Here is a 23,023-nt window from a genome sequence, read left to right as displayed (position 1 = left end):
ATGGAGCGCGCGCCGCTCCCGCCCTTCCACGCGGATCTCGCCGCGGCGGAGGCCGAGCTCTGGAGCCTCCTCGCGGACGGGGTGGAGCGGGGACGCTCCGCCTTCCACACGCCGAGCCTCGCCACGGTCGATGCCGGGGGCCGGCCGCGGGTCCGCACGGTGGTGCTGCGGGCGGTCGAGCGCGGGGCCGGGACGCTGCGGATCCACTGCGACCGGCGCTCGGACAAGGCGGGCGAGATCGCCGCGCGGGGTGCCTGCGCCCTCCACGCCTACGATCCCGAGACCGCGGTGCAGATCCGCGTCGAGGGGACGGCCACGCTGCACGCGGGCGACGCGGTGGCCGACGCCGCCTGGGACGCGAGCCGGCCGATGAGCCGGATCTGCTACGGCATCGACCCGGCCCCGGGACAGCGCTGCCCAGCGGGGGCGCCTACGCCCTGCCGGAGCCGGGCGACGCAACCGACGTCGGGCGGTCCCGCTTCTGCGCGCTCGTCCTGCGCGCCGAGCGCCTCGACTTCCTCTACCTCGACCGCCGCGGCCATCGCCGCGCCGGCTGGCGGCGGACGGGGGAGGGCGGCTGGACCGGGACCTGGCTGGTGCCGTGAGCCCGGCTCAGCCCGCCTCACCCCCCGCCACCTGCCGCAGCCGCGCGAACCCGGCCTCGAGATCGGCCTTCAGGTCCGCGATGTCCTCGAGCCCGATATGGAAGCGAAGGGCGGGCCCCCCGGCGCCCAGCGGGTCGCGGTGCGGTAGGGCGCGCAGTCGAAGGGGATGACGAGGCTCTCGAAGCCGCCCCAGGAGAAGCCCATCCCGAACAGCTCCAGCCCGTCGAGCATGGCGGCGACCGCCGCCTCCGGCACCGGCTTCAGGATGACGCCGAACAGCCCCGAGGCCCCGGAGAAATCCCGCGTCCAGATCGCGTGGCCCGGATCCTCCGGCAGGGCCGGGTGCAGCACCCGCAGCACCTCCGGCCGCGCCTGCAGCCAGCGCGCCATCTCCAGCCCCTGGCGGCCGTGCTCGTTGAGCCGCAGCGACATGGTGCGCAGGCCACGCAGCGCCAGGAAGATGTCCTCCGGCCCGGCGCACATGGCGAAATGGTCGAAGGTGCGGCGCACCGCCGGGAAGTGCTTCCGGTTCGCGGAGGTCAGCCCGATCAGGAGGTCCGAGCCGCCGCTGAGGTACTTGGTGCCGGCCTCGACCGCGATGTCGACACCCCGCTCGTGCGGCGGGAACAGGAGCGGCGTCGCCCAGGTGTTGTCCATGATCACCGTGCCGCCCCGCGCGTGGACCACCTCGGCGATCGCCGGCACGTCCTGCATCTCGAAGCTCTGCGAGCCCGGGGCCTCGACGAGGACGGCCTTCGTGGTGTCCCGCATCAAGGCCGCGAGGCCGGCGCCGAGCGTCGGGTCGTAGTACTCGACGGCGACGCCGTAGCGGGCGAGCACCCCGTCGCAGAACTGGCGGGTCGGGCGGTAGGCGGAATCGGTCACGAGCAGGTGGTCGCCCGCCGAGACGCTCGCCATCAGGGCGACCGTCAGGGCGGCGAGGCCCGAGGGCGTCACCACGGTGCCGGCCGCCCCCGAGAGTTCCGTCCAGGCGTCGGTCAGCGCGTCCATCGTGGGCGTCGCCGAGGTGCCGTAATTGTAGCGGCCCCGCCGGTGCTGGATGTCGTCGTAGGTCGGGTAGAGCACCGTCGAGCCGCGGTAGATCGGCGTGTTGACGAAGCCGTGCTGGGCGGACGGGTCGCGGCCTGCGTGGACGAGGCGGGTCGCCGGCCGAAAGCGGGCGGGGTCGCGGGGCGGGGTCTTCGACATGCGGGCTCGGGGCGTGGATTCGGGGCTGTTGCGGCGCAACCGAAGCGCGGCGCGGGGGCCGCGGTCAAGCGGGGGCGGGCCGGCGGGCGGGCCGCGGCGGCGGGGCCGGCCTTCGCGCGCCGAGGAATCACGGCGCGTCCCGAGCGATCTTTCGGAGGACTTCGGGACGTTGATCGCGATCATCCCGGAGATTGAACCTCGGCGTCGTCATACGCGGATCTGCCCGAGGTCGGATCCGGTCGGTGCTGGTGCTGGACGCGGGCCTGCCGGGCCATCGCGCTCGCCCGGAGGGGCTCAAGGCCGGACGATCGCTCGGGCATCACGCAATCGTCGCGTGCAGAAGCGGCCGTACGGGTTCCGCTTCGTTAACGGGCCGTCCCTATTCTGCCCGTCTGTCGCGTATCCGGGACCGGTCTTCCCTTGCGTATCCTGCGTCTCCTCCCCATCGGCGCCGCCTTCGCCGCCTGCACGGGCATCATCGGCTTCGCCTGCGCCGACCGCCTCGCCCATCCCCGCGCCGCGCCCGCCCCGATCCTGGTCCGCGCCGCCCCGCCCGAGCCCTCCGCCACCGGCTCGATCCTGCCGGCGCCGACGATGGTCCCGCCCCCGCAGGCCGCCCCGAAGGCCACCCCCAGAATCCCGAACGGGTTCGACACCGAGCGCCTGCACGCCCTGATGCGGGGCGACCCGATCGCGCCGCAGAAGCGCTGACGCAGCGCTGAGGCGGCGCCGGGCGCGGCCGGGCCTCCCGCGCGAAAACCCTGCGAAAACCCTGTATGGCTCCCCGCGCCCGCCATGGCGGCGGGCCCGCGACCGCCGCGCCGGCACGGCAGGGGAGACAGGCAGGGGAGACCGTTGGGGCTCGTCTACGCGCTCGGCGCCTATCTGAGCTGGGGCCTCGTCGTCCCGCTGCATTTCCGGCTGCTCGGGGCCTCGAGCCCCGGCCTCATCCTCGCCCAGCGCATCGTCTGGTCGAGCCTGTTCGCGCTCGCCCTCGTGCTGATCTGGCGGGCGCGCCGGCCGGTCCCGTGGCCGGCGCCCGTGCGGCCCCGCCACGCCCTCCTCGGCCTGTCGGCCGGCCTCATCGCCGTGAACTGGCTGCTCTACCTCCAGGCCGTGAACGGCGGGCACCTCCTCGATGCGAGCCTCGGCTACTACATCAACCCCCTGGTCAGCGTCGGCCTCGGCGCGCTGGTGCTCGGCGAGCGCCTGCGCCCGGTCCAGGTCGTCGCGGTCGGCATCGCCGCCCTCGGGGTGCTGACCGCCGTCGTCATGGCCGGGACGCTGCCCTGGGTGGCGCTGGCGCTCGCCGTCAGCTTCTCCCTCTACGGCCTGATCCGGAAGGTCGTCGGGGTCGACCCCACCCTCGGCTTCCTCGCAGAGACCCTGCTGCTCGCCCCCTTCGCGCTCGCCTACTGGATCCTCACCCCGGAGCCGAGCCCGCGCGAGCCCGGCGCGGTCCTGCTCCTCGCGCTGACCGGCGTGACGACGGCGCTGCCGCTGATCTGGTTCGCGGCCGCCGCCGGGCGGCTGAGGCTCGCCACCCTCGGCCTGCTGCAATATCTCGCCCCGACCTGCCTCCTCGCCCTGAGCGTCCTCGCCTTCGACGAGCGGATCGCGCCGCACCAGGTGCCGCTGTTCGGCCTGATCTGGATCGCGCTCGTCCTCTACGCCGCCGATTCCTGGCACGCCGCGCGGCGCGGATCCGCGAAATGAGGCGCGAAGCGGCGGGGGCGTGGCCTATATCCGGTGTTCACGGACGCGTGTGCAGGCGTCCGCAAGCCGCGTGCCGGGACGAGCGATGAGCCGAGAGGACGAGAGACCGGAAGCCGGGATCGGCGAGGCCGATTACCGAAACCTCGCCGAGGCCCTGCCCCAGCTCGCCTGGATGGCCGAGCCCGACGGCACCATCGTCTGGTACAACCGGCGCTGGTACGACTACACCGGCACGACCTTCGACGAGATGCGCGACTGGGGCTGGCGCACGGTCCACGACCCCGAGCACGTCGCGGCGGTGACCGAGCGCTACCGGGCCGCCATCGCCGCGGGCGAGCCCTGGGAGGACACCTTCCCGCTGCGCGGCCGCGACGGCTGCTACCGCTGGTTCCTGTCCCAGGCCCTGCCGCACCGGGATGCGCGCGGGCGCATCCTGCGCTGGTACGGCACCAACACCGACGTCACGGGCACCCGCGCCGCGGAGGCCGGCCTGCGCCGCTCCGAGGCCCGGTTCCGGGCGCTCGTCGAGGCCTCGGCGGCGGTGATCTGGAACACGGACGCGGCCGGCGAGCTCCTGCCGCCGCAGCCCCGCTGGGCCGCCTATACGGGCCAGAGCGAGGAGGCCTACCGGGGCTGGGGCTGGGTCGATGCCGTCCACCCCGAGGACCGGGCCCACGCCGCCGAGGTCTGGGCCGCCTGCCTGGAGTCCCGCAAGCCCTACCAGGTCGAGTACCGGCTGCGCCGCGCCGACGGGCGCTGGCGCGACACCGAGGTGCGGGGCGTGCCGGTGCTGAACGAGGATGGCAGCATCCGCGAATGGGTCGGTCTCAACGTCGACATCACCGAGCGCAAGGAGGCCGAGGCCGAGGTGGAGCGCGCCCGCGCCGCGGCGGAGGCCGCCAATCTCGCCAAAAGCCAGTTCATCGCCAACATGAGCCACGAGCTGCGCACGCCGCTCTCGGCGGTGATCGGCTATTCCGAGATGCTCGGCGAGGAACTCGAGGATCTCGGCCAGTCCGAGCTCCTGCCGGACCTGCGCAAGATCGAGACGGCGGCGCGCCACCTCCTCAGCCTGATCAACGACGTCCTCGACATCTCGAAGATCGAGGCCGGGCGCATGAGCGTCTCGGCCGAGACCTTCGCGGTGGACGGCCTCGTCGCGGACGTGACCGCCGCCACCGAGAGCCTGGTGGGCAAGAAGCGCAACCGCCTCGCGGTCGACCTCGGCCCCGATCTCGGGGAGATGCACCAGGACCAGACCAAGATCCGCCAGTGCCTCCTGAACCTCGTCGGCAACGCCGCGAAGTTCACCGAGGACGGCACCGTCACGCTCACCGTGCGCCGCCACGCGGAGGCGGGGGCCGACTGGCTGAGCTTCGCCGTCTCCGACACCGGCATCGGGCTCACCGAGGAGCAGATCGGCCGCCTGTTCGAGCGTTTCGCGCAAGGGGACGAATCGACGACCCGCCAGTTCGGCGGCACCGGGCTCGGCCTCGCCATCACCCGGGCCTTCTGCCGCAAGATGGGGGGCGACATCGCGGTCGAGAGCGAGGCGGGGAAGGGCTCGACCTTCACGATCCGGCTCCCCGCCGTGCTGACGCCCGAGGACGCGGCCGAGGCTGAGGCCGAGGGGGCGCTGGAGCCGCCCGAGATCCCCGAGCACGAGGAGCACGACGCGGTGCTCCTCGTCGACGACGACCCGGCCGCGCGCGAGCTCCTGCAGCGCCACCTCGAGCGCGAGGGGTTCCGCGTGCGCACCGCCAATGACGGGCGGGACGGCCTGACGCTGGCGCGGGCGCTGAAGCCGCGGGCGATCCTCCTCGACATCGAGATGCCGCGCATGGACGGCTGGGCGGTGCTGCACGCGATCCGCAACGACCCGGACCTCGCCGGCATCCCCGTCATCATCACCTCGGTCGTGGCCGAGCAGGGGATCGGCCAGGCGCTGGGGGCCACCGACTACCTCGTCAAGCCGGTCGACCGGGAGCGCCTGAAGAGCCTGATGGAGCGCTACCGGCCGAACGGCGTCGAGGGCCGCGTCCTCGTGGTGGACGACGACGCGGATGCCCGCACCCGGCTGCGCCGGACGCTCGCCCGCGACGGCTGGAGCGTGACGGAGGCCGAGAACGGCGCGGCGGGGCTGGAGCGCTTCGACGCGGAGCGCCCGAACCTCATCCTCCTCGACCTGATGATGCCCGAGATGGACGGGTTCGGCTTCCTGCGGGCCCTGCGGGCGCGCCCGGACGGCAACGTGCCGGTGGTGGTGCTCACCGCCAAGGAGATCACCGAGGCCGAGAAGGCGAGCCTCGCGGCCCAGGCCGACCGGGTGATCCTGAAGGGCTCGCTGAGCCTCGCCGAGATCGGCCGGCAATTGCGCGCCCTCTACGCCCGGGAGGCCGAGGCCCCGGTGCCGAGCGGCATGCAGGGGCTGATCGACCGGCTCGCGGAGCGGGACGAACCGGCTTGAGGGCTGGCGGGGACCGGCGTAGGTCCGGGACGTCTCCCGCGTCCCCTCCGGGTCACCCGCCACCGTCGCCCTGCGCAGCCGCCCCCACGGCGTTGACGCGCCGGGCCTCGCCCTGCTCCTGGCCGAGCGCGGCCTGTCGCTCCGCGCGGCGCGGATCGTGGCGACGCGGCTCTTCGACGAGGGCTTCGCGGTCGCCGTGCTGCCGCGGCTCGACGACTGGGACCGCCTGCGCCGCGACCTGGATCCGCTGGAGGTCGCGGTCGCGGCCTACGGACCGCCGGACCGGATCGACGTCCGCCGGCTCCGCGAGCGGCAGGGCCTGACGCAGGAGGCGTTCGCCGCCGCGTTCGGCCTCGATCTGTCGACGCTCCGGAACTGGGAGCAGGGCCGCTCCGAGCCGGACCGGGCGAGCCGGTCCCTGCTGCGCACGATCGCCACGAATCCGGCCGCGATCCGGGAGGCGCTGGCGCGCACCGCGGACCCGACGCTGCCGTGAAGCCGCCCTGCGACGCTGACGCCCCTCGCCGCGGCGGGAACCTTCGCGCAGCCCGACCCCTTCCTTTTGCCGGCACGCGCGGGTCGCCCGAGCCTGGAATCCAGGTTCGGGGCGCCAGGTTCGGGGTGCCAGGGAGGTGTCATGAATCCGATCCTCGTCGTCGCCCTCGTCTGCGCCTCCTCGATCCAGGCCCCGGACTGCACCCGCGAGAACGCCCTCGACGTGATCACGGGGCCGGCCCACACCCTGCAGGAATGCCTCGTCCAGGGCCCGGTGCTGGCGGCCAATGCCGGCCACGGCGACGACAAGGGCAGCTACGTCAAGACGCGCTGCGAGCCGCGCCGCTGATCCGTCCGGGGACGAATCCATGAGCGAACTCGAGATCGACCCGGACCGGGCCGTTTCCATCCGCCTGCGGGCGCGCCTCGCCGTGGTGGAGCGCGCCGCCTGGTTCGGCCTCGTCCACGCCATGCGGACACGGCCCGCGGAGACCGAGGCCTACCTCGAATCCGAGCGGGCGCGCTGCGCCGAGGGCTTCGGCCGGCGCGGCTGGGCGGGCGACCTCAACGAGGCCGAGCGGCGCCTCCTCGCCGCCGAGGTCGATGCCGGCCTCACCCAACTCCTCGCGGACGCCAAGGAGGAGGCTGCGGGCGCCGGCTGACGTCTCAGCCTTTCCCGAAGCGGTCGCGCCACGCCGGCGGCAGGCCGAGATAGGAGGGTGGTGCCCCGGCCTCGGTCGGTACCGAGCCCGGCAGGCTCGCCGCCGCGTGCACGCCGATCGCCACCGCCCGGGCGAGCGTCGCGGCGGCCGCGTCCCCGAGCCGGGCGAGGTCGACGACCGGGTCGGCGAGGGGCACCCGGCCCGTCGCCGCCGCGAAGACCGTGTCGCCGTCGAGCGGCGTGTGGACGGGGTTGAGGGCCCGGGCGAGGCCGTTCTGGGCGGCGACCGCGAGGCGCCGCGCCTGCGCCTTCGTCAGGATCGCGTCGGTCGCCACCAGGGCGAGCGTGGTGTTGGCGCCGGGCAGGGCGCGGGCCGGGAAGGCGAGGGCCTCCTCCGGCACCCGGGCCGGGAAGCCGAGGCCGCCGAACTCCCCGTCCCGCTCGAAGGGCGCCGCCCAGAAATGCGGGCCGTCCCCCACGGTCGCCCGGCCGAAGGCGTTGACCGCGACCAGCGCCCCCACGGTGAGATCCGTCCCCGCCACCCGCGCCGAGGCCGAGCCGAGGCCGCCCTTGAGGTTCGCCGTGCGCGCGCCGGTGCCGGCGCCGACCGAGCCGAGGGCGAAATCCTCGGCCGCGTCGCGCGCCGCCGCGTAGCCGAATTCCCGGTAGGGCGGGTAGCGCCCCCAATCCTTGGCGCCGCCGTTGAGGAGGTCGAACAGCACCGCGCCCGGCACGATCGGCACCCGCACGGGGCCGATTGCGAAGCCCCGCCCCGTCTCGGCGAGCCAGGCCACGACGCCCGCCGCCGCGTCGAGCCCGAAGGCCGAGCCGCCGGAGAGCACGAGGGCGTCGATGCCCGCGACCGTGCGTTCGGGGTCGAGGAGGTCGGTCTCCCGGGTGCCGGGCCCGCCGCCCCGCACGTCGACGGCGGCCACGGCCGGGCTCTCGAACAGGATCGCGGTGGTGCCGCTCGCCAGATGCGGGTCGCCCGCGTGGCCGACGCGCAGGCCGGGGATGTCGGTGATGCGGTTGCGGCTCATGGCGCTCTCCGGGGCATGGCGTTCTCCGGTCCGGCGGAGCATCGCATGCCGGGCCCGCCCGGCGCGAGGGCGCCCGAGCTATGAGCGTGAAGTCCTAGGTCAGAAGACCTAGGCAGACAATCATAGGACAACGGTCCGAATCGGCGCTTTCCGCTCCGCGTCCGGGCGGCGCATAACCCGCTCCAACCTGTGGACGCGCCGGCCCCGGCCGGAAACGGCGCCCCCTCGCGCGTGTTAGGGTCCGGCCCCCGCGGCGGGCGCCTCTCGTGAGGGCGCTCCCGCCGCGGGCGGGTTTTTCGGTCGCGGCGCAGCCGGAGCGGTGATGGTATCGAGCATCGAGATGGGGGTGACCCTCGGGGCGGGGCAGGGCGCTCCGGAGCCGGCGCGGCTCGACCTGGAGGAGCTTCTCGCCACCCGCCTCCTCGTCCAGGGCAATTCGGGCTCGGGCAAGTCGCACCTCCTGCGCCGGCTCCTGGAGCAGAGCGCGGGCCAGGTGCAGCAGGTGGTGATCGATCCCGAGGGCGATTTCGTCACCCTGTCCGAGGCCTACGGCCATGTGGTGGTGGACGGCGCCCACGCGGAATCCGACCTCCAGGCCATCGCCGCGCGCGTGCGCGCCCACCGGGTCTCGGTGGTCGTGAACCTCGAGAGCCTCGACATGGAGGCGCAGATGCGCGCCTGCGCCGCCTTCCTCGGCGGCCTGTTCGAGGCCGAGCGCGAGCATTGGTACCCCGTCCTCGTGGTGGTCGACGAGGCGCAGATCTTCGCCCCCGCCGCCGCCGGCGACGTCTCCGACGAGGCCCGCAAGGTCTCGCTCGGCGCGATGACGAACCTGATGTGCCGCGGGCGCAAGCGGGGCCTGGCCGGCATCGTCGCGACGCAGCGCCTCGCCAAGCTCGCCAAGAACGTCGCGGCCGAGGCCACGAACTTCCTGATGGGCCGCACCTTCCTCGACATCGACATGGCGCGGGCCGCCGACCTCCTCGGCCTCGACCGGCGCGGCGCCGAGCGCTTCCGCGATCTCGGCCGCGGCGAGTTCGTGGCCCTCGGGCCGGCGCTCAGCCGGCGCCCGCTGGCGCTGCGGATCGGCCCGGTGGCGACCGGCTCCCGCGCAGGCTCGCCCAAGCTCGTGCCGCTGCCCCAGCCCGGCGAGGCGGATCTGCGGGCCCTGATCCTCACCCCGGCCGAAGGCGAGAGCGCTCCCGCGCTCCGCGAGCGCGCCCCGCGCCCGGCGCCGCAGCCGCGGGTCAGCCCGGCCGACCTGATGCGGGAACTGAGCGCCTACCGTCCCGAGCCGGCCGCCCCGGCGCCCGCCCTCGACGCGGCCGAGAACCGGGCGGGCTGCGACGCGGTGCTGCGTGGCCTCGTCGCGGACCCGGAGGCGCGGGGCCAGCCCGTCGCGGTCGTCTACCAGGATTTCCTGGTCCGCTGCCGGATGCGCGGCCTCGACGGCGAGAGCGTCGGCCTCGCCGCCTTCCGGCGGGCCCTCAGCGTCGCCCGGGCCGGCCTCGATCCGGCGGAGATCGCGGCGGAGGCCGACGAGCGCTGGGCGCAGGCGCAAGGCGTCGCCGCGACCATGCCGGAGGAGGTCCAGGGCCTGTTCCTGCTGCTGGCCCGCGCCGCGCTCGGCGGCGAGCCCTGCCCGGGCGACGCGGCGCTCGCGCGGGCGATCGGCAGCCGCTCGCCGGGGCGGGCCCGGCGCCTGCTCGGCTACGTCGAGGGCCGCGGCGCCATCGTCTGCCGCAACGATTTCCGGGGCAATCGCGTCGTCGCCCTGCCGGCGCTCGGCTGCGAGACGGCGCCGGGCGACCCGAAGGCGGCGGACGGCGAGCCCGAGGCCGCGCCCGCCGAGGGCTGGGGGTTGTTCGCGGCCGAGTGAGGCCCGCGCCGTCAGGCGCGTTCGAGGGCGCTGAGGCGCAGGAGTTCCGGGATCAGCAGGGCCGCCGAATCCTCGACCGCGCGATCCTGCGTCGGGATCACGAGGTCGGGCCGCTCCGGCGCCTCGTAGGGGGCGGAGATGCCTGTGAAGTCGGGGATCCGGCCGGCCCGGGCCCGGTCGTAGAGCCCTTTCGGATCGCGCGCCTCGCAGACCGCGAGCGGCGTGTCGATGAAGATCTCGAGGAACGGGACGTCGCCCGCGATCTGGCGGGCCGCCTCGCGCTCGGCCCGGAAGGGGGAGATCAGCGAGACGATCGTGATCAGGCCCGTCTCCGCCATCAGGCGCGCGGCCTCGGCGGCGCGGCGGATGTTCTCGGCCCGGTCGCCGGCGCTGAAGCCGAGGTCGCGGTTGAGGCCGAGCCGCAGATTGTCCCCGTCGAGCACCATCGTCGCGCGCCCCCGCGCGGTCAGCGCCCGGTCGACGGCGCTCGCGATGCTCGACTTGCCGGCCCCCGACAGGCCGGTGAACCACGCGATCACGGGCTTCTGGCCGAGGCAGGCCCAGCGATTCTCACGCGGTTGAAGGGCGTGCCGCGTCAGGTTGCGGTCCGAGGAAAGCTCTGTGCTCTCAAGACGTTCGGGAGGAAGGGAGCGATCTGCGCGAACAACGGTCAGTTCAGAGCGATTGTTTCCGGTTTGTATCCGAAATTTGTCCGCTTTGCGAGGTTGGGAAACCTTGCTCGAACTCGGCACGTGCATGCGAAAACGCTCCGGTGAGACGATTCTGCCCTCGCCGGACTAAGTTCTAAGTGAATCGTTCTACGATGGAAACCGCCCCTTGCCCGGGCGTCTCGATATCGCACTGCGCGTGTATCCGCCGCGCATCACAACCGCGGCTGGCAGCCCTCAGCCCGCGGCCTCCGCCTGGCGCCCGGGTGTGGCCCTGGGGCTCTCCGGTGCGTCGGGCGGGATCGGGCGGGGGCGGCCCGCCTCGTCGATGGCGACGAAGGTCAGCGTCGCCTCGGTCACCTTCTCGCGCACCTGTGTGCAGAAGCGGCGCGCCCAGGCCTCGACCTCGATCTTCATCGAGGTGCGGCCGACGCTCGCGACCCGGGTGTAGACGCAGAGCACGTCCCCGACGCGCACCGGGCGGATGAAGGTCATCGCGTCGAGCGCCACGGTGACGACGCGGCCCTGGGCCCGGTCGACGCCCGCGATGCCGCCCGCCTGGTCCATCTGCGAGAGCACCCAGCCCCCGAAGATGTCGCCGTTGGCGTTGGTGTCGGCGGGCATCGCGATGGTGCGCACCGTCAGGTCGCCGCGGGGCTCCGCCGCCTTCCGCCCGTTCGTCAGCCCGTCCATGCCCGGCCCGTCCTCCCCCGTCGCCGCATCCTGCCTCTCAGGGCATCCATCCGGCAAGCTTCAGGCCCGCCGCGGCGATTACCGCCAGCGCGCAGACGGCGCATTCGAGGGGGACGACCTGCCAGAGCTCGGTCCGGGAGGACGCAGGCGCCTCGGGCGCGAACCGGTTGAGGAGCGGGGGCGGGGTCTCCGGCGGAGCCGCACGGGTCGCAGCGTCTTTCATCGGGCTTCCTCCCGGGTGGCCCGATCTGACGCCGGCCGTCCCGTGCCCGCAGGATACCAAAAAATCGAAGCGCGGGCAGCCGTCGGCGCGGGCCAGGAAAGCCGGCCAGGAAAACCGGCCATGAAGGACCGGCCATGAAGGACCGAACATGAAAAACCCGGCGGCTCGGGCGGAGCCGCCGGGTCGACAGGCGCGCCGAGGGGGCGCTCCAAGTGATCAGGACCGGCGATCAGTAATAGAACCGGCGCGGGCCGTAGAAGCGGCGCGGCCCGTAGAAGCGGCGGCCATAATAGGGGCGCGGGCCGTAGAAGCGACGGCCGTAATAGGGACGGGGGCCGTAGAAGCGGCGGCCGTAATAGGGACGACGATAGAAGTACTGCGTCTTCTCCGCGATTGCGGGCGCCGCCTCGCTCGGCAGGGCGAGAGCCGGGCCGATGGGCGCGGCGGAGGCTCCCTGCGGGGCCGCGGCGGCGAAGCCTAGGGCCAGCAGGGCGGCCAGGACGAATTTCCTCAGCACGTTCACAACTCCTTGGTATCGGCGGATGGTCAGGCGGGCCGGTTCGAGCCCGGGAACGCTGCCCGAGAACCCGGTCGCTTCCAACGCGCGAGCGGCCCGAACCGTTTCGCACGGGACATCGCGCCGCGCGGGTCCCGTGCGGGCAGGGTTTCGGATGCGTGAATCGGGGGGATCAGGCGATCTTCGTCGTCATGTCGACGGTCGCGGCGCCGCCGCTCGTCTTCACGAGGGCGATCCCGTGCTCGCAATCCTCGCGGCGGGCGTACCCTTCCGCCGAATCCGCGATCACGTTGCCGTTCTGCACCCGCAGGCGCCAGCGCCAGCGGCCCACGCCATCCCGGTAGAGTTCGAAGCGCATCCGCTCCTCCCGTGTCGATCCGCCGGAGGAGATGGTGCGCCGGGCAGGCTCGGCAATATGCGCGCACGGGTCCCTTCTCGTTCCGAGAGGGACAGGGTGGGGGGGCGCCGTGTCCGGCGACGTCGCGCCCCTCACCCGGTGCGCTCACGCGCACTCGACCTCTCCCGAACGGGAGAGGTGGGGCGCCGGCCCCCTCAGCCCCGACGCCGACACATCGGGCGCGGGTTCCCTCCCGTTCGGGAGAGGGACAGAGTAAGGGATGCGAGGTTTCCGGACAGGTCGCACCCATCACCCGGTCGGTTCACGCCGACTCAGGCCTCCCGGACGGGAGAGGTCGGGGCTGCCGGTCGCCTCAGGAGCGAGGCGCGCGCTCCAGCCAGCCGATCGCGCGGCCCTCGCCGCCGCCGCCCCCGTTGCGGGGCCGGTTGCCGGGGCGCTGCGGACGGCCCTCCGGGCCGCGCTCGGGCCGGGCCTGATGCTCCGGACGGCCCTGGCTCGGCCGGTGCTCGCCGCGGCGCTCGTTGCGGGCGTCCGGATTCCGGCCCTCCTGCGGCCGGCCGCCGAAGGCGGGGCGCCCGCCCGGGCGATGGTCGCCCCGCTGGGCTTGCGGGCGCTGGCCCTGGGGCCGCTGCTGCCCCTGCGGACGCTGGCCCTGGCGCTGGCCGGGCCGGGGACCGCGCTGGTCGGGACGGCGCTCCTCGGAGGCGGCGATCTCGGCGGCCTCCTGGCGGGTCGGGGGCACGAAGCCCTCGGGGAAGCCCGCGACCGGCACCTTCTGGCGGGTCAGGCGCTCGATGTCGCGCAGATACGCCTTCTCCTCGTCGTTGCAGAAGGAGATGGCGAGGCCGTCGGCCCCGGCGCGCGCCGTGCGGCCGATGCGGTGGACGTAGCTCTCCGGCACGTTCGGCAGGTCGAAATTGACGACGTGGCTGACGCCCTCGACGTCGATGCCGCGGGCGGCGATGTCGGTGGCCACCAGCACCCGGCAGGAGCCGTCGCGGAAGGCGGCGAGCGCCCGCTCGCGCTGGGGCTGGGACTTGTTGCCGTGGATCGCCGCGCCCGCGATGCCGGCCTTGTCGAGGCCGCGCACGACGCGGTCGGCCCCGTGCTTGGTGCGCGTGAAGACGAGCACCCGGTCGATCTTCGGGTCGCGCAGGATGTGGGCGAGCAGCGCCTGCTTGGCGCCCGTATGGGCGAAGATGACCTGCTGCTCGACGCGCTCGGCGGTGGTGGCGACGGGCGTCACCGCGACCTGGACCGGGTCGGTCAGGTACTGCTCGGCGAGGCCCGCGATGTTCTTCGGCATGGTGGCCGAGAAGAACAGGCTCTGGCGCTTGCCCGGCAGCATCCGCACGATCCGCTTCAGGGCGTGGATGAAGCCGAGGTCGAGCATCTGGTCGGCCTCGTCGAGGACGAGGATCTCGACGCCCTCCAGCGTCAGCGAGCGCCGGTCGACGAGGTCGATCAGGCGGCCCGGCGTGGCGACGAGGATGTCGACGCCCGGCGCCAGCGCCCGCTCCTGGCGGCTGATGGTGACGCCGCCGAACACCACCGTGTTCGTGTAGGGCAGGTGGCGACCGTAATCGGAGAAGGATTCGGCGATCTGGTTGGCGAGCTCGCGGGTCGGCGAGAGCACCAGCACCCGGCAGCCGCGGCGCGGGGCGCGGCGGTCCGAGAGGGAGAGGCGGTGCAGGATCGGCAGGGCGAAGGCCGCCGTCTTGCCGGTGCCGGTCTGCGCGATGCCGCAGAGGTCGCGGCCCTGCATGGCAGGCGGAATCGCCTGCGCCTGGATCGGCGTGGGGGATTGGTAGCCGGCCTCATCGAGCGCCCGCAGCACGGGCTGGGCGAGGCCGAAATCGGTGAACTGGGTCAAGCTGGAACTTTCAGGGCAGCGGATCCCGGGCCGCGCGCTCGCGCCGGCCCCGGCTGCCGTCGACGGCAGGTTCGATCCGTTGGCAGGAGGCCGCCCGCGTGATGGGGCAGCCCAGGTGCATGCACGTATGAAGAGAGGGGCCGGACCGTTCGAGCGCGTCGCCGCGGCCGCCCCGTCCGTCACGCAGCCCTCTCAAGCGGATCCGATACGGCCGCTGACGCTGCACCCGCGATATGGCTGTGTGCGGCTGCGAAGTCAATCGCCGGTCCACGGCGCCCCGCCCGGGCGCCCGGGCACGCCCCCTGCAGACGCTGCCCTCCCATGCAGCCCGCGCCGGCCTCCCGCACCAGCTTGAGACAGCCCCGCCCCGGCGCGGGGCAGGGGGCCTCGCGGGCACGCCCCGGCATGCTACAGAGGCCGCCGCGGGCTCCGCAACCGGATCCGGCCGGGCCGCACGGCGGCCCGAACCCGCACGCATCGGGGGAGGGGGACGATCCCGGTTCCGGGATGCCGGGTTCGGGGATGCCGGGTTCTGGGATGATCGCGCGCCACACCTTCATCTACGTCGGCGCGCGCGCCGCGGCGGCGGCCCTCAACATGGGCGCGGTGGCGGTCTTCACGCGGCTCGCGCCGGTGGAGACCTACGGCAGCTACCTGTTCGTGCTGGCCTGGGCGCTCGTGCTCTACGGCGCCACCTGCCAATGGCCGAAATTCGCGTTCTTCGCCCGCTACGACGAGGCCCGGGCCCCAGCCCAGGTCGGCACGGTGGGCCGGCTCCTCGCCGCCATGCTGGCGCTCGCGGCCCTGGCGGCCGCGCTCTCGGTCGCGGCGGGGCTCGCGAGCCCCGCGGTCGCGGCGGCGACCGTCGCGGCCGTCGTCGGCATGACCCTGTTCGAGGCCTCGACCGAGATCGCCCGCACCCGGCTCGCGGCGGGCGCGGTGGCGCTGGCGATCCTCGCCCGCGCCGTCCTGGTTCTCGTCCTCGGCAGCCTCGCGCTGGCGCGCACGGGCGATCCGCTCGCCCTCGTCCTCGCGGTGGCGCTCGCCAACGGGCTCGCGGCGCTGCCGGCCCTGCGGGCGATCGGGCCGCTCCTGCGCGGGCCGGGCGAGCGCCGTCGAGGCGCGCCGCCTGTTCTCCTACGGCTGGCCCCTCGTCCTGTCCTTCGGGCTCGCGGCGCTCGCCCAGACCATCGACCGGATCATCGTCGGCCGCAGCGTCGGCCCGGAGGAGCTCGGCGCCTACGGCGCCATCGCCGACTTCCTGCGCCAGGGCTTCGTCGTGTTCGGCGAGAGCATCGCGCTGGCGCTGGTCTCGATCGCCAAGCGCGAGGTACGGGCGGGCGCGCTCGGCGCGGCCGAGGCGGTGCTCGCGGACGCCGCCCGCGCCCTGGCGCTCGTCGGCGCCTTCGGCGCCGTGTTCGTGCTCGCCTACGACGACGTCCTCGTCGCGGTGCTGCTCGGGCCCGGCTACCGGGCGCAGGCGCTGGCGCTGGCGCCGATCCTGCTCGCGGCGAGCATCCTCCTGATGGTGCGCGCCTATTATTTCGGGCAGGTCATCTACTTCACCCGCACGAGCCACCTCGACGCCGTCGCCTCGGCCGCGCTGCTCGCCACCGTCGGGGGCCTCTCCTGGCTGCTGATCCCGCGCCTCGGCGCGCTCGGCGCGGCCCTCGCCTTCGCGGCGGGCCAGGCCATCGCCTGCCTCGTCTTCGTGGTCGGCGGGCGGCGCGGGCCCGAGACCTTCCGCATGCCGGTGCCGGCGGGCGACATCGGCGGCATCCTCGCCCTCGCCCTCCTCGCCTGGGCCGCGATCCTCGGGATCGGCCTCCTGCCCGGCGGGCAGGGCGCCCCGGCGCGGCTCGCCGGCCTCGCGATCCTGGCCGCGGGCTTCCTCGCCGCCGCGTGGCGCTTCAACGTCGTCGGCCTCGCCGATCTCGTGGCCCGCCGCCGGGCCGCCCGATGATCCGCGACGCGGCCCTGCCCGGCGGCCTCGTCGCCGCCCTCCGCCCGCTCGGGCCGGCTCCCGGGTTCCGGCCCGCCTGGCGCGCCCTCGGGGAGGCCCCCTTCCTCGCGAACCCGTTCTACGAGGCGGGCTACGCGCTCGCGGCCGCGCCGGCCTACGGCGCGGGCGTCGATCTCCTCCTCGTCGCGGACCGGGCCCCGGAGATGCCGGGCGCCCGGCTCCTCGCGCTCTGGCCGTTCCGGCGGGCGCGTGCCCGCTGGGGCCTGCCCCTGCCGGTTCTGGCCGGCTGGATGCACGACCACGGCGTGCTCGGCGTGCCGCTCCTCGACGCGCGGGAGCCCGCCCGCGCGCTCGCCGCTCTCCTCGCCGCGCCCCGGGCCCTCGCCCTGAGCCCCCGCCTGCTGATGCCCTACCTGCCGACGGAGGGCCCCTTCGCCGAGCTTCTGCGCGCCGAGCGGGCGGCGAGCGGGGCCCGCGAGACGCGCGTCTGGGCGCATGCCCGCGCGCGGCTCGCGCTCGACGGGCTCGGCCCCGAGGCGCGGGGCGCCGCCCTCGCGCATCTCTCCGCCCGCCGCCGCCGTAAGCTGCGCGCCGCCGGAGAGGCGCTGGAGGCCGGCGGGGAGGCCCTGCGCCTCGACACCGCGGACGAGCCCGCGGCGCTGGCCGCGGCGCTCGAGGATTTCATCGCCCTCGAGGCAGCGGGCTGGAAGGGGCGGATGGGCACCGCCATCGCCTGCCGGCCGCAGGAGGCCGCATTCCTGCGCGCGATGACGGCGGCGCTCGGGGCGGAGGGGCGCCTGCGCATCGACCGGCTGCGGCTCGGCGGGCAGACGCTCGCCGCCGCGATCCTGCCCCGGACCGGCGCCGACCTGTGGTTCCTCAAGATCGCCCACGACGAGGGGACGGCGCGTCACTCGCCGGGGGTCCAGCTCGTCCATCGGCTGAGCCGGGACTGGCTCGCCGATCCGTCCATCCTGCGGGTCGATTCCTGCGCCGCGCCCGGCACCGAGCTCGCCGAGATGTTCTGGACCGGGCGCGCGCGCCTCGCCCACCACCTCATCGAGGCGCCGGGCGGCGACCCGCTCTTCCCGCTGGCCGCCGCCCTGGAGCGGGCCCGCGCCCGGATCGCCAGGATGCGGGCCGAGACGCGCGCCAAGGTCCGCGCGGCCCGGCAGGCGGGACCGCCCGACCCGCGGGCATCGTGACGATGCCCGAACGGCATTATCCTTTCGGCTGCCCCCCGCCGATGATCGGATCCGGAAGCAGGACGGACTGTCCGGGCTTCCCTCACCAGGAGATCACGATCATGCGCAGCCTTCTTCTCGCCGGCACCGTCCTTCTCGCCGTCGCGTCCTCGGCCCAGGCCTGGACCCAGTCGATCCTGCACCCCGAAGGCCAGGGCGCCGCGGTGACGCTGAACGGGGTCACGCCCCGCTACACGATCTACGGCGGCGACGGCGGCCGCGCGGTGCAGCCGGCGCGGCCGGCCAAGCCGGTCCGGGCCGCTCCCGCGCCGGGGCCCTTCGCCGACGATTCCGAGATGCTGCATCACCACTCGCACAACTGAGGGCGCCGGTTCGGGCGCACCCCGCGCGGAGGGCCGCCCCGGCCCTCCGAGAGCGTGACCCGCGTCACGGAAGCCGCAAGCCGCCCGTGCGAGATTCGCGGACACGATGGATGAGAGGAGACGATCATGGTCCTCACGGTGTTCGATCCCCGCGCCGGCACGCAGGTCCGGATCTGGGTCCCGGCAGTGCCCACCACGCCCCAGCCGGCTCCGGCTATCGTCATCCGCCATCCCCGGTTCACCCGCAGGGCCGCCTGAGGCCCTTGATCCGGGTTCGGTGCGTCCACACCTATCCCCTTGAGATGACGCCTCTTCCTCGCCGGCGCATCGCCGCGGCGCGGACCGGGGCGTCGGGAGGCTCCCATGAAGCGCTCCAACGAACGACGTGCCAAATGCGCGGTCCTGCGCGAGCTCGACCGTCTGCTCGCCGGCCGGAACCCGGCGCCGCCGCCGGGGCGGGCCGGCTGAGCCCGCGCGGCGCACCGGGCGATCCGGTTTCCCAAGCGTACCGACGGGCCTCGCCCCTGGACGATGGCCCCGTTGTCGAGACAATGGCGGGCCGATGTCCCACGGCCGCGCCGGGCTGACGGCCCGAGGCGGCCCCCAGGACCGTGAGGCCGGAGCCGCCGATGGAGCTCCACGAGATCCGCTACTTCCTGGCGGTCGGCCGCCTCGGCAGCTTCACCAAGGCGGCCGAGCATTGCAACGTGACGCAGCCCGCCCTGACCCGGGCGATCCAGAAGCTGGAGGACGAGCTCGGCGGCCTGCTGGTCTCGCGGGAGCGGGGCCACGTGCACCTGACCGATCTCGGCCGCCTTCTGGAGCCCGAATTCACCGAGATGATCGAGCGGCGCGAGCGCGCCAAGCGCGCGGCCTCGCGCTTCCTGCGGCTCGAGGGTGCCGAGTTGCGCCTCGGCGTGATGTGCACGATCGGGCCGCTGCGCTTCGTCGGCTTCCTCAACAGCTTCCGCGTCGCCCATCCGGGCATCGAGCTGACCCTCGTCGAGGGCGTGCCCGCGCGCCTGACCGAGATGCTGCTCGCGGGCGAGCTCGACGTGGCGATCATGGCGGATCCGCGCGGCTTCCCCAACCCGCTGCGGGCAAGCCCGCTCTACGAGGAGCACTTCATGCTCGCCTGCGGGCCGGGGCACGATTTCGCCTGCCGCAACGCGATCCGGATGCGCGAGATGGCCGGGCAGATCTACCTGCAGCGGATCAATTGCGAGTACCGGGACCATCTCGCCGAGATCCTGCGCGAGCAGGGCACCGAGATCCTGCGCTCCCACCGCAGCGAGCGCGAGGACTGGATCCAGAGCATGGTCGCGGCCGGGATGGGCGTGTGCTTCCTGCCCGAGTTCTCCGCCACCCTGCCCGGCCTGTCGCTCCTGCCTTTGATGGAGCCGGCCGTCGCCCGCCAGGTCTGCCTCGTGACGGTCGGGGGCCGGCGGCGCTCGACGCCGCTATCGGCGCTCGCGGCGGCCCTCGGCCGGTACGAATGGCCCGCGAGCCGCTTCTCCCTCGACGACGAGGCCGCCTAGCCCTTCCTAGGGCAGCAGCCAGAGGGCGAGGCCGATCGCCACGGCCGCGAACACGATGAAGCCCGCGAAGGCCGGCAGCACCCAGGGGCGGCTGCCCTGCGGGTCGGCCGCCGCCCGCACGTGGGGCGCGGCGGATTCCTGCTGCCGGGCCGCCGCGATCCGGTGCGCCTCGTTCGGCCGGCCGGCGGCCTCGTCGTCGGTGCCGAGCTGCGACAGGCCGGGATCGTAATGCGCGACCTTGTCGCCGGTGCGGCCGCTGTCGATGTCCGCCTTGAGCTGGGCCGTGGTCGGCCGGTCGGACGGGCCGGGCGCAGGGGCCTTGAGGTCGGCGGGCGGGGGAGGGGTCTCGGACCTGAGCGCCATCGTCGTCGTCCTCAAGCTCGTGATCCTCACGCGCTGCGGGCTCGCGCGCCGGATCCTCAAACTCAACGCGCCCGCGGGCGGGACCGATCCGGCGCGCGCCTCACCAGCCGAACCGGGCGATCTGCGCGTGGCGGGCCTCGGCCGCCGCCGCGTCCCGGCCGATCAGGGCGATGCGCTGCGAGAGGTCGTAGCAGGCCGGCGAGAAGCCGAGGCTCACGAGCGGGATCGCCTCGCTGCGCGCCCGGTTCACCGAGGCGATCAGGCAGGCGATCACGGGCTCCGAATCCGGCGTGCCGAGGCAATCGGCCCGCGGGCTTCCGAAGAGCGGCCGGTTCGGCAGGGCGAGCGACACCGTGGTGCCGCCCCGCCGGTCGGGCGCCGGCGGCACGGTGTAGCTGCGCACGAACAGGGCGCAGAACAGGAGCGCGGCTCCGACGAGGGCAAGGGCGAGGCGCATGGCGGGGACCGGAACGGCGGGGCGCAGCGCGGGAGATAGGGCGCCCCCCGTTCCCCGGCAGCCGGCCTCCCCGCATCCGGCGATCTATCGCAGGCACGCCTTGAAGTAGAGGTCCCGGGTCCGTTCCATGGCGCGGTAATCGTCCATCCGGCTCGGGCTGAGGAGTTCGGGCCCGTCCGGAACCCGGCCGAAGAACCCGTCGGAGAGGTCGGCCACGAAGCCGCGCGGGCCGGTATACAGCCCCATCCGGTTCTTGACGTCGACCGAGCCGCAGATCACCGCGCCCTCCCCCCGGCGGAGGGCGGTGACCCTGGCATCCGGGCTCTTCAGGTCCCGCCCGACCCTGTCGAGGATCGTGCGGGTCTCCGCCGGCCCGATGGCGGCGTCGGACCCGTCCTCCACGCTCTGAGCCCGGGCGCCGAAGGGCAGCGTCAGCAGCGCGACCGGAAGTAACCGCAAGAAGAGCGTTCGAGCTGTTCTTCAAAGAATCTTATTATGATCCCGGATCAAATCGGTCTCTCCCCGCGCTCATCTGCAATCGGCCGTGACTTCACCGATAGCGCGGGCTGAGCGGGCGGAACAGATCCTTTCCGCACGGTGTCCGGCGGCCGGGGCTGACCCCGCCGGGGGCGCCTAATCCCCGCGGTCGAACCGGCTCTGGCGGAACACCTCGCGGCCCGCCCCGTCGATCACCCGCACCGCCTCCGCCGGCTCGCCGCCGCGCTGGGGCACCCGCGCCCGGGCGAACAGGCGCAGCGCCCGCTCCCGCGCGCCCGCGAGGTCGCTCGTGCGCACGGAGACGCGCGTCTGCACGTCCGCGTCGTCGGGGCCGAGGATCTCGATGTGGAAGGTCTCGCGCTGGCTCACAGGGTCGCTCGGGCTCTCTCGGCGGGTCTCGCCGCCCGGGAGATAGGGCTTGGACCGCCTCGGCGCAGCCCGTCCGCAGCGGCCGGGCGAGCCTTCCTTTCCGCACATTTGCACGCAACGGTTGCATATCCCGCCGCGGGCAGGTCCCGAACGGGACATCCGGAGGATTCGAGTCCCGATGAGCGCCACCGCGTCCCCCCATCCCGCTCCCGCCCGCCCGGCGGCCCGCGTCGTTCCCGCCCTCGGGGCCGTCCTGCGGGCGCCCCTCTGGCTCGCCGCGCTCGCCACCGGCGCCAAATCCTTCGTCGACAACCCGATCCTCGGATCGGAGCGCCTCAACCGCCTGGGTCTCCACACGGCGCGGGTACGCCTCGCCCATGCCCTGGCGGACAGGCGGCGGCGCAGGCTCGCGCATCTCGTCTCGGCCGAGGACCGGGACGCCTTCGCCCGCGACGGCTTCATCGCGAGGCGCGACTTCATGCCCCCCGACCTCTACGCCGCCATCAGCGCGGAGGTCCGCAGCGTCGCGGTGGAGGCCCGCGAGCAGCTCCAGGGCGACACGGTCACCCGCCGCATCCCCCTCGATCCCGAGACGCTCACGCGGATGCCGGCGATGGCCCGGCTCCTCGAGCTTCCCGCGTGGCAGGGCCTCCTGCGCTACGTGTCGAGCTTCGACTGCGAGCCGGTGATCACCGTGCAGGCGATCCTCTCGCACGCGGTCGAGGGCCCGCCCGACCCGCAGACGAACTTCCACATCGACACCTTCCATCCGACCATGAAGGCGTGGCTCTTCCTCACCGACGTGGCGGAGGACGAGGGGCCCTTCACCTACGTGCCGGGCTCGCACCGGCCGACCAAGCGCCGCCTCGCCTGGGAGCGCCGCCTCGCCCGCGGGGCCGCCCGCAACCCCGACCGGCTGACCGGGCGCGGCTCCTTCCGGGCGACGCGGGCCGAGCTGAGACGCCTCGGCTACGGCGAGCCGGTGGCCTTCGCGGTGCCCGGCAACACCCTCGTCGTCGGCGACACGGTGGGCTTCCACGCCCGCGGGCCGTCGCTCCGCCCCTCGGTGCGGATCGAGGTCTGGGCCTACGACCGGCACAACCCCTTCCTGCCGGTCCCCGGCCCCGACCTGTGGTCGGTCCTCGGGCTCGCCCGCTGGCGCACGCGCCTTTCCTGGTGGGCCCTCGACCGGGGCGAGCGCCTGGGCCTTGCCCGCAACGTCTGGCGTCCGGTCGGCGCCGTGACGGCCGATGCCCCGCCGAAGCTCGGCTGACGCGGCCGGACCTCCCGCCGCCCCGGCGCGTTGAGTCCCGACGAGGACGGAGGCGCGCGTGGATCCAGGCGTTCAGGACGAGGTCGAGCGGCTGCGGGTTCTGGTCGGCGCCTTCGAGCTGGCGCTGGGCCACCTGTTCGAGGCGAGTCCCGGCGGGTCCGAGGCCCGCGCACGGCTCGCGGCGGATCTGCACGAACTCCTCGACCGCACCAACGAGCGCCAGGCGGGCTCGCCCGCCGCGCAGACCTACGAGGCGCTGCTGCGCCGCCTCGGCGCCGCCGCGCCGGACGACCCTTCCGGCCTCGGCGTGGTGCCGACCCCGGAGCAGGGCCTGCCTCCGGTCGGCCCGGGCGCGTGAGCGCCGCGGCGCGGCCGTGCTAGACCCGCCCCGATGCAGCCCATCAAGATCCTCGCGGCGCTCGCCGTCTGCCTCCTCCTGTTCTGGCTCGGCCTGCGTCTCGCGCGGCGCGCCATCGATGCCGGCATCGCGCGGGGGCGCGTGGCCGAGCGCGAGCGGGGGGAGGGGTCCGATCCGTGAGGCCGCCCCGGGCCGCCGCGCCCCCTCTCCCGTTCGGGAGAGGGTCGGGGTGA

The 23,023-nt window shown here is 74.4% G+C and carries 27 protein-coding genes and 2 pseudogenes; 16 read left to right on the top strand and 13 right to left on the bottom strand.

Features of this window, described 5'->3' with window-relative positions; genetic code table 11:
- Positions 1-605: pseudogene (locus DK389_RS27200) on the top strand (pyridoxamine 5'-phosphate oxidase family protein).
- Positions 606-612: 7 nt separating this feature from the next.
- On the opposite strand, the pseudogene metC reads toward DK389_RS27200, so the two are convergent.
- Positions 613-1,814 (bottom strand): annotated as a pseudogene (gene metC, locus DK389_RS27195) (cystathionine beta-lyase).
- Positions 1,815-2,234: 420 nt separating this feature from the next.
- Here metC and DK389_RS27190 point away from each other — a divergent pair.
- The 6 genes from DK389_RS27190 (at position 2,235) to DK389_RS27165 (ending at position 7,154) form a co-directional block, all read left to right on the top strand.
- On the top strand, positions 2,235-2,525 hold the full coding sequence (locus DK389_RS27190; RefSeq protein WP_109894401.1) for a hypothetical protein: 291 nt from the start codon (positions 2,235-2,237) through the stop codon (positions 2,523-2,525).
- 144 nt (positions 2,526-2,669) lie between these two features.
- A complete protein-coding gene (gene rarD / locus DK389_RS27185; protein ID WP_109894399.1) occupies positions 2,670-3,530 on the top strand; it encodes an EamA family transporter RarD in 861 nt (286 codons plus the stop codon).
- Between the two features lie 85 nt (positions 3,531-3,615).
- Positions 3,616-5,997, top strand: coding sequence for a hybrid sensor histidine kinase/response regulator (locus DK389_RS27180; protein WP_109894397.1), 2,382 nt, complete (start codon positions 3,616-3,618; stop codon positions 5,995-5,997).
- 157 nt (positions 5,998-6,154) lie between these two features.
- Positions 6,155-6,493, top strand: a complete 339-nt coding sequence (locus DK389_RS27175; RefSeq protein WP_236960380.1) for a helix-turn-helix domain-containing protein — start codon at positions 6,155-6,157, stop codon at positions 6,491-6,493.
- 141 nt (positions 6,494-6,634) lie between these two features.
- Positions 6,635-6,841, top strand: a complete 207-nt coding sequence (locus DK389_RS27170; RefSeq protein WP_109894395.1) for a hypothetical protein — start codon at positions 6,635-6,637, stop codon at positions 6,839-6,841.
- Between the two features lie 19 nt (positions 6,842-6,860).
- The gene (locus DK389_RS27165; RefSeq protein WP_109894393.1) at positions 6,861-7,154 is read left to right on the top strand and encodes a hypothetical protein; all 294 of its coding nucleotides are present in this window, start codon (positions 6,861-6,863) and stop codon (positions 7,152-7,154) included.
- Positions 7,155-7,158: 4 nt separating this feature from the next.
- Here DK389_RS27165 and DK389_RS27160 read toward each other — a convergent pair whose 3' ends face one another.
- Complete coding sequence (locus tag DK389_RS27160; RefSeq protein ID WP_109894391.1) at positions 7,159-8,193, bottom strand: P1 family peptidase; 1,035 nt, start codon at positions 8,191-8,193, stop codon at positions 7,159-7,161.
- A 322-nt stretch (positions 8,194-8,515) separates the two neighbouring features.
- On the opposite strand from DK389_RS27160, the gene DK389_RS27155 reads away from it, so the two are divergent.
- Positions 8,516-10,072, top strand: coding sequence for an ATP-binding protein (locus DK389_RS27155; protein WP_109894389.1), 1,557 nt, complete (start codon positions 8,516-8,518; stop codon positions 10,070-10,072).
- Positions 10,073-10,083: 11 nt separating this feature from the next.
- On the opposite strand, the gene cysC is transcribed toward DK389_RS27155, so the two are convergent.
- From cysC to DK389_RS34645, 7 genes are all read right to left on the bottom strand, one after another.
- A complete protein-coding gene (cysC, locus tag DK389_RS27150) occupies positions 10,084-10,671 on the bottom strand; it encodes an adenylyl-sulfate kinase (RefSeq protein ID WP_418292078.1) in 588 nt (195 codons plus the stop codon).
- A gap of 306 nt (positions 10,672-10,977) precedes the next feature.
- On the bottom strand, positions 10,978-11,433 hold the full coding sequence (locus DK389_RS27145) for an acyl-CoA thioesterase (RefSeq protein ID WP_109894385.1): 456 nt from the start codon (positions 11,431-11,433) through the stop codon (positions 10,978-10,980).
- A gap of 37 nt (positions 11,434-11,470) precedes the next feature.
- Complete coding sequence (locus DK389_RS27140) at positions 11,471-11,656, bottom strand: hypothetical protein (RefSeq protein ID WP_109894383.1); 186 nt, start codon at positions 11,654-11,656, stop codon at positions 11,471-11,473.
- 229 nt (positions 11,657-11,885) lie between these two features.
- Complete coding sequence (locus DK389_RS27135) at positions 11,886-12,173, bottom strand: hypothetical protein (RefSeq protein WP_109896872.1); 288 nt, start codon at positions 12,171-12,173, stop codon at positions 11,886-11,888.
- A 172-nt stretch (positions 12,174-12,345) separates the two neighbouring features.
- The gene (locus DK389_RS27130; protein WP_109894381.1) at positions 12,346-12,531 is read right to left on the bottom strand and encodes a YegP family protein; all 186 of its coding nucleotides are present in this window, start codon (positions 12,529-12,531) and stop codon (positions 12,346-12,348) included.
- A gap of 352 nt (positions 12,532-12,883) precedes the next feature.
- Complete coding sequence (locus DK389_RS27125; RefSeq protein ID WP_109894379.1) at positions 12,884-14,404, bottom strand: DEAD/DEAH box helicase; 1,521 nt, start codon at positions 14,402-14,404, stop codon at positions 12,884-12,886.
- 728 nt (positions 14,405-15,132) lie between these two features.
- Positions 15,133-15,411: a hypothetical protein gene (locus DK389_RS34645; protein ID WP_236960377.1), complete on the bottom strand. Its 279-nt coding sequence runs from the start codon at positions 15,409-15,411 to the stop codon at positions 15,133-15,135.
- A 5-nt stretch (positions 15,412-15,416) separates the two neighbouring features.
- Here DK389_RS34645 and DK389_RS34640 point away from each other — a divergent pair, with 5 nt between their 5' ends.
- From DK389_RS34640 to DK389_RS27105, 5 genes are all read left to right on the top strand, one after another.
- Complete coding sequence (locus DK389_RS34640; RefSeq protein WP_335645563.1) at positions 15,417-16,367, top strand: lipopolysaccharide biosynthesis protein; 951 nt, start codon at positions 15,417-15,419, stop codon at positions 16,365-16,367.
- Positions 16,364-17,572 (top strand): GNAT family N-acetyltransferase, encoded by a 1,209-nt coding sequence (locus tag DK389_RS27115; RefSeq protein WP_109894377.1) that lies wholly within the window; start codon positions 16,364-16,366, stop codon positions 17,570-17,572. The genes DK389_RS34640 and DK389_RS27115 overlap by 4 nt, the downstream gene beginning before the upstream one ends.
- A gap of 101 nt (positions 17,573-17,673) precedes the next feature.
- Positions 17,674-17,934 (top strand): hypothetical protein, encoded by a 261-nt coding sequence (locus DK389_RS27110; protein WP_162560426.1) that lies wholly within the window; start codon positions 17,674-17,676, stop codon positions 17,932-17,934.
- 126 nt (positions 17,935-18,060) lie between these two features.
- Positions 18,061-18,192, top strand: coding sequence for a hypothetical protein (locus DK389_RS35045; protein WP_257791916.1), 132 nt, complete (start codon positions 18,061-18,063; stop codon positions 18,190-18,192).
- Positions 18,193-18,563: 371 nt separating this feature from the next.
- The gene (locus tag DK389_RS27105) at positions 18,564-19,472 is read left to right on the top strand and encodes a LysR family transcriptional regulator (protein ID WP_109894373.1); all 909 of its coding nucleotides are present in this window, start codon (positions 18,564-18,566) and stop codon (positions 19,470-19,472) included.
- 6 nt (positions 19,473-19,478) lie between these two features.
- Here the strand turns inward: DK389_RS27105 and DK389_RS27100 are convergent, their stop codons facing one another.
- The 4 genes from DK389_RS27100 to DK389_RS27085 form a co-directional block, all read right to left on the bottom strand.
- Positions 19,479-19,835 carry a hypothetical protein gene (locus DK389_RS27100; protein WP_109894371.1) on the bottom strand — a complete coding sequence of 119 codons (357 nt, stop codon included), beginning with the start codon at positions 19,833-19,835 and terminating at the stop codon, positions 19,479-19,481.
- Between the two features lie 100 nt (positions 19,836-19,935).
- Positions 19,936-20,292 (bottom strand): hypothetical protein, encoded by a 357-nt coding sequence (locus tag DK389_RS27095; protein ID WP_109894369.1) that lies wholly within the window; start codon positions 20,290-20,292, stop codon positions 19,936-19,938.
- A gap of 84 nt (positions 20,293-20,376) precedes the next feature.
- A complete protein-coding gene (locus DK389_RS27090; protein ID WP_109894367.1) occupies positions 20,377-20,751 on the bottom strand; it encodes a hypothetical protein in 375 nt (124 codons plus the stop codon).
- Positions 20,752-20,925: 174 nt separating this feature from the next.
- The gene (locus DK389_RS27085; RefSeq protein WP_109894365.1) at positions 20,926-21,159 is read right to left on the bottom strand and encodes a hypothetical protein; all 234 of its coding nucleotides are present in this window, start codon (positions 21,157-21,159) and stop codon (positions 20,926-20,928) included.
- Between the two features lie 178 nt (positions 21,160-21,337).
- Between DK389_RS27085 and DK389_RS27080 the strand changes: the two genes are divergently transcribed.
- The 3 genes from DK389_RS27080 to DK389_RS33005 are packed head-to-tail and all read left to right on the top strand — an operon-like array spanning position 21,338 to position 22,970.
- Positions 21,338-22,432 (top strand): phytanoyl-CoA dioxygenase family protein, encoded by a 1,095-nt coding sequence (locus DK389_RS27080; protein ID WP_109894363.1) that lies wholly within the window; start codon positions 21,338-21,340, stop codon positions 22,430-22,432.
- Between the two features lie 58 nt (positions 22,433-22,490).
- Positions 22,491-22,790, top strand: coding sequence for a hypothetical protein (locus DK389_RS27075; protein ID WP_109894361.1), 300 nt, complete (start codon positions 22,491-22,493; stop codon positions 22,788-22,790).
- A gap of 33 nt (positions 22,791-22,823) precedes the next feature.
- Positions 22,824-22,970: a hypothetical protein gene (locus DK389_RS33005; RefSeq protein ID WP_162560892.1), complete on the top strand. Its 147-nt coding sequence runs from the start codon at positions 22,824-22,826 to the stop codon at positions 22,968-22,970.
- Positions 22,971-23,023 lie beyond the last annotated feature (53 nt).

The organism is Methylobacterium durans (assembly GCF_003173715.1).
GTDB classification, from domain to species: domain Bacteria; phylum Pseudomonadota; class Alphaproteobacteria; order Rhizobiales; family Beijerinckiaceae; genus Methylobacterium; species Methylobacterium durans.
The sequence above is the reverse complement of the archived record's forward strand: the minus strand, read 5'-3'. Positions and strand labels throughout refer to the sequence as shown.

Bases quoted from the DNA above. Each gene is read 5' to 3' on its own strand.
- DK389_RS27180 (WP_109894397.1), top strand. From the start codon at position 3,616: ATGAGCCGAGAGGACGAGAGACCGGAAGCCGGGATCGGCGAGGCCGAT.
- DK389_RS27170 (WP_109894395.1), top strand. From the start codon at position 6,635: ATGAATCCGATCCTCGTCGTCGCCCTCGTCTGCGCCTCCTCGATCCAG.
- DK389_RS27165 (WP_109894393.1), top strand. From the start codon at position 6,861: ATGAGCGAACTCGAGATCGACCCGGACCGGGCCGTTTCCATCCGCCTG.
- DK389_RS27160 (WP_109894391.1), bottom strand. From the start codon at position 8,193: ATGAGCCGCAACCGCATCACCGACATCCCCGGCCTGCGCGTCGGCCAC.
- DK389_RS27155 (WP_109894389.1), top strand. From the start codon at position 8,516: ATGGTATCGAGCATCGAGATGGGGGTGACCCTCGGGGCGGGGCAGGGC.
- DK389_RS27145 (WP_109894385.1), bottom strand. From the start codon at position 11,433: ATGGACGGGCTGACGAACGGGCGGAAGGCGGCGGAGCCCCGCGGCGAC.
- DK389_RS27140 (WP_109894383.1), bottom strand. From the start codon at position 11,656: ATGAAAGACGCTGCGACCCGTGCGGCTCCGCCGGAGACCCCGCCCCCG.
- DK389_RS27130 (WP_109894381.1), bottom strand. From the start codon at position 12,531: ATGCGCTTCGAACTCTACCGGGATGGCGTGGGCCGCTGGCGCTGGCGC.
- DK389_RS27115 (WP_109894377.1), top strand. From the start codon at position 16,364: ATGATCCGCGACGCGGCCCTGCCCGGCGGCCTCGTCGCCGCCCTCCGC.
- DK389_RS27110 (WP_162560426.1), top strand. From the start codon at position 17,674: ATGCGCAGCCTTCTTCTCGCCGGCACCGTCCTTCTCGCCGTCGCGTCC.
- DK389_RS35045 (WP_257791916.1), top strand. From the start codon at position 18,061: ATGGTCCTCACGGTGTTCGATCCCCGCGCCGGCACGCAGGTCCGGATC.
- DK389_RS27105 (WP_109894373.1), top strand. From the start codon at position 18,564: ATGGAGCTCCACGAGATCCGCTACTTCCTGGCGGTCGGCCGCCTCGGC.
- DK389_RS27100 (WP_109894371.1), bottom strand. From the start codon at position 19,835: ATGGCGCTCAGGTCCGAGACCCCTCCCCCGCCCGCCGACCTCAAGGCC.
- DK389_RS27095 (WP_109894369.1), bottom strand. From the start codon at position 20,292: ATGCGCCTCGCCCTTGCCCTCGTCGGAGCCGCGCTCCTGTTCTGCGCC.
- DK389_RS27080 (WP_109894363.1), top strand. From the start codon at position 21,338: ATGAGCGCCACCGCGTCCCCCCATCCCGCTCCCGCCCGCCCGGCGGCC.
- DK389_RS33005 (WP_162560892.1), top strand. From the start codon at position 22,824: ATGCAGCCCATCAAGATCCTCGCGGCGCTCGCCGTCTGCCTCCTCCTG.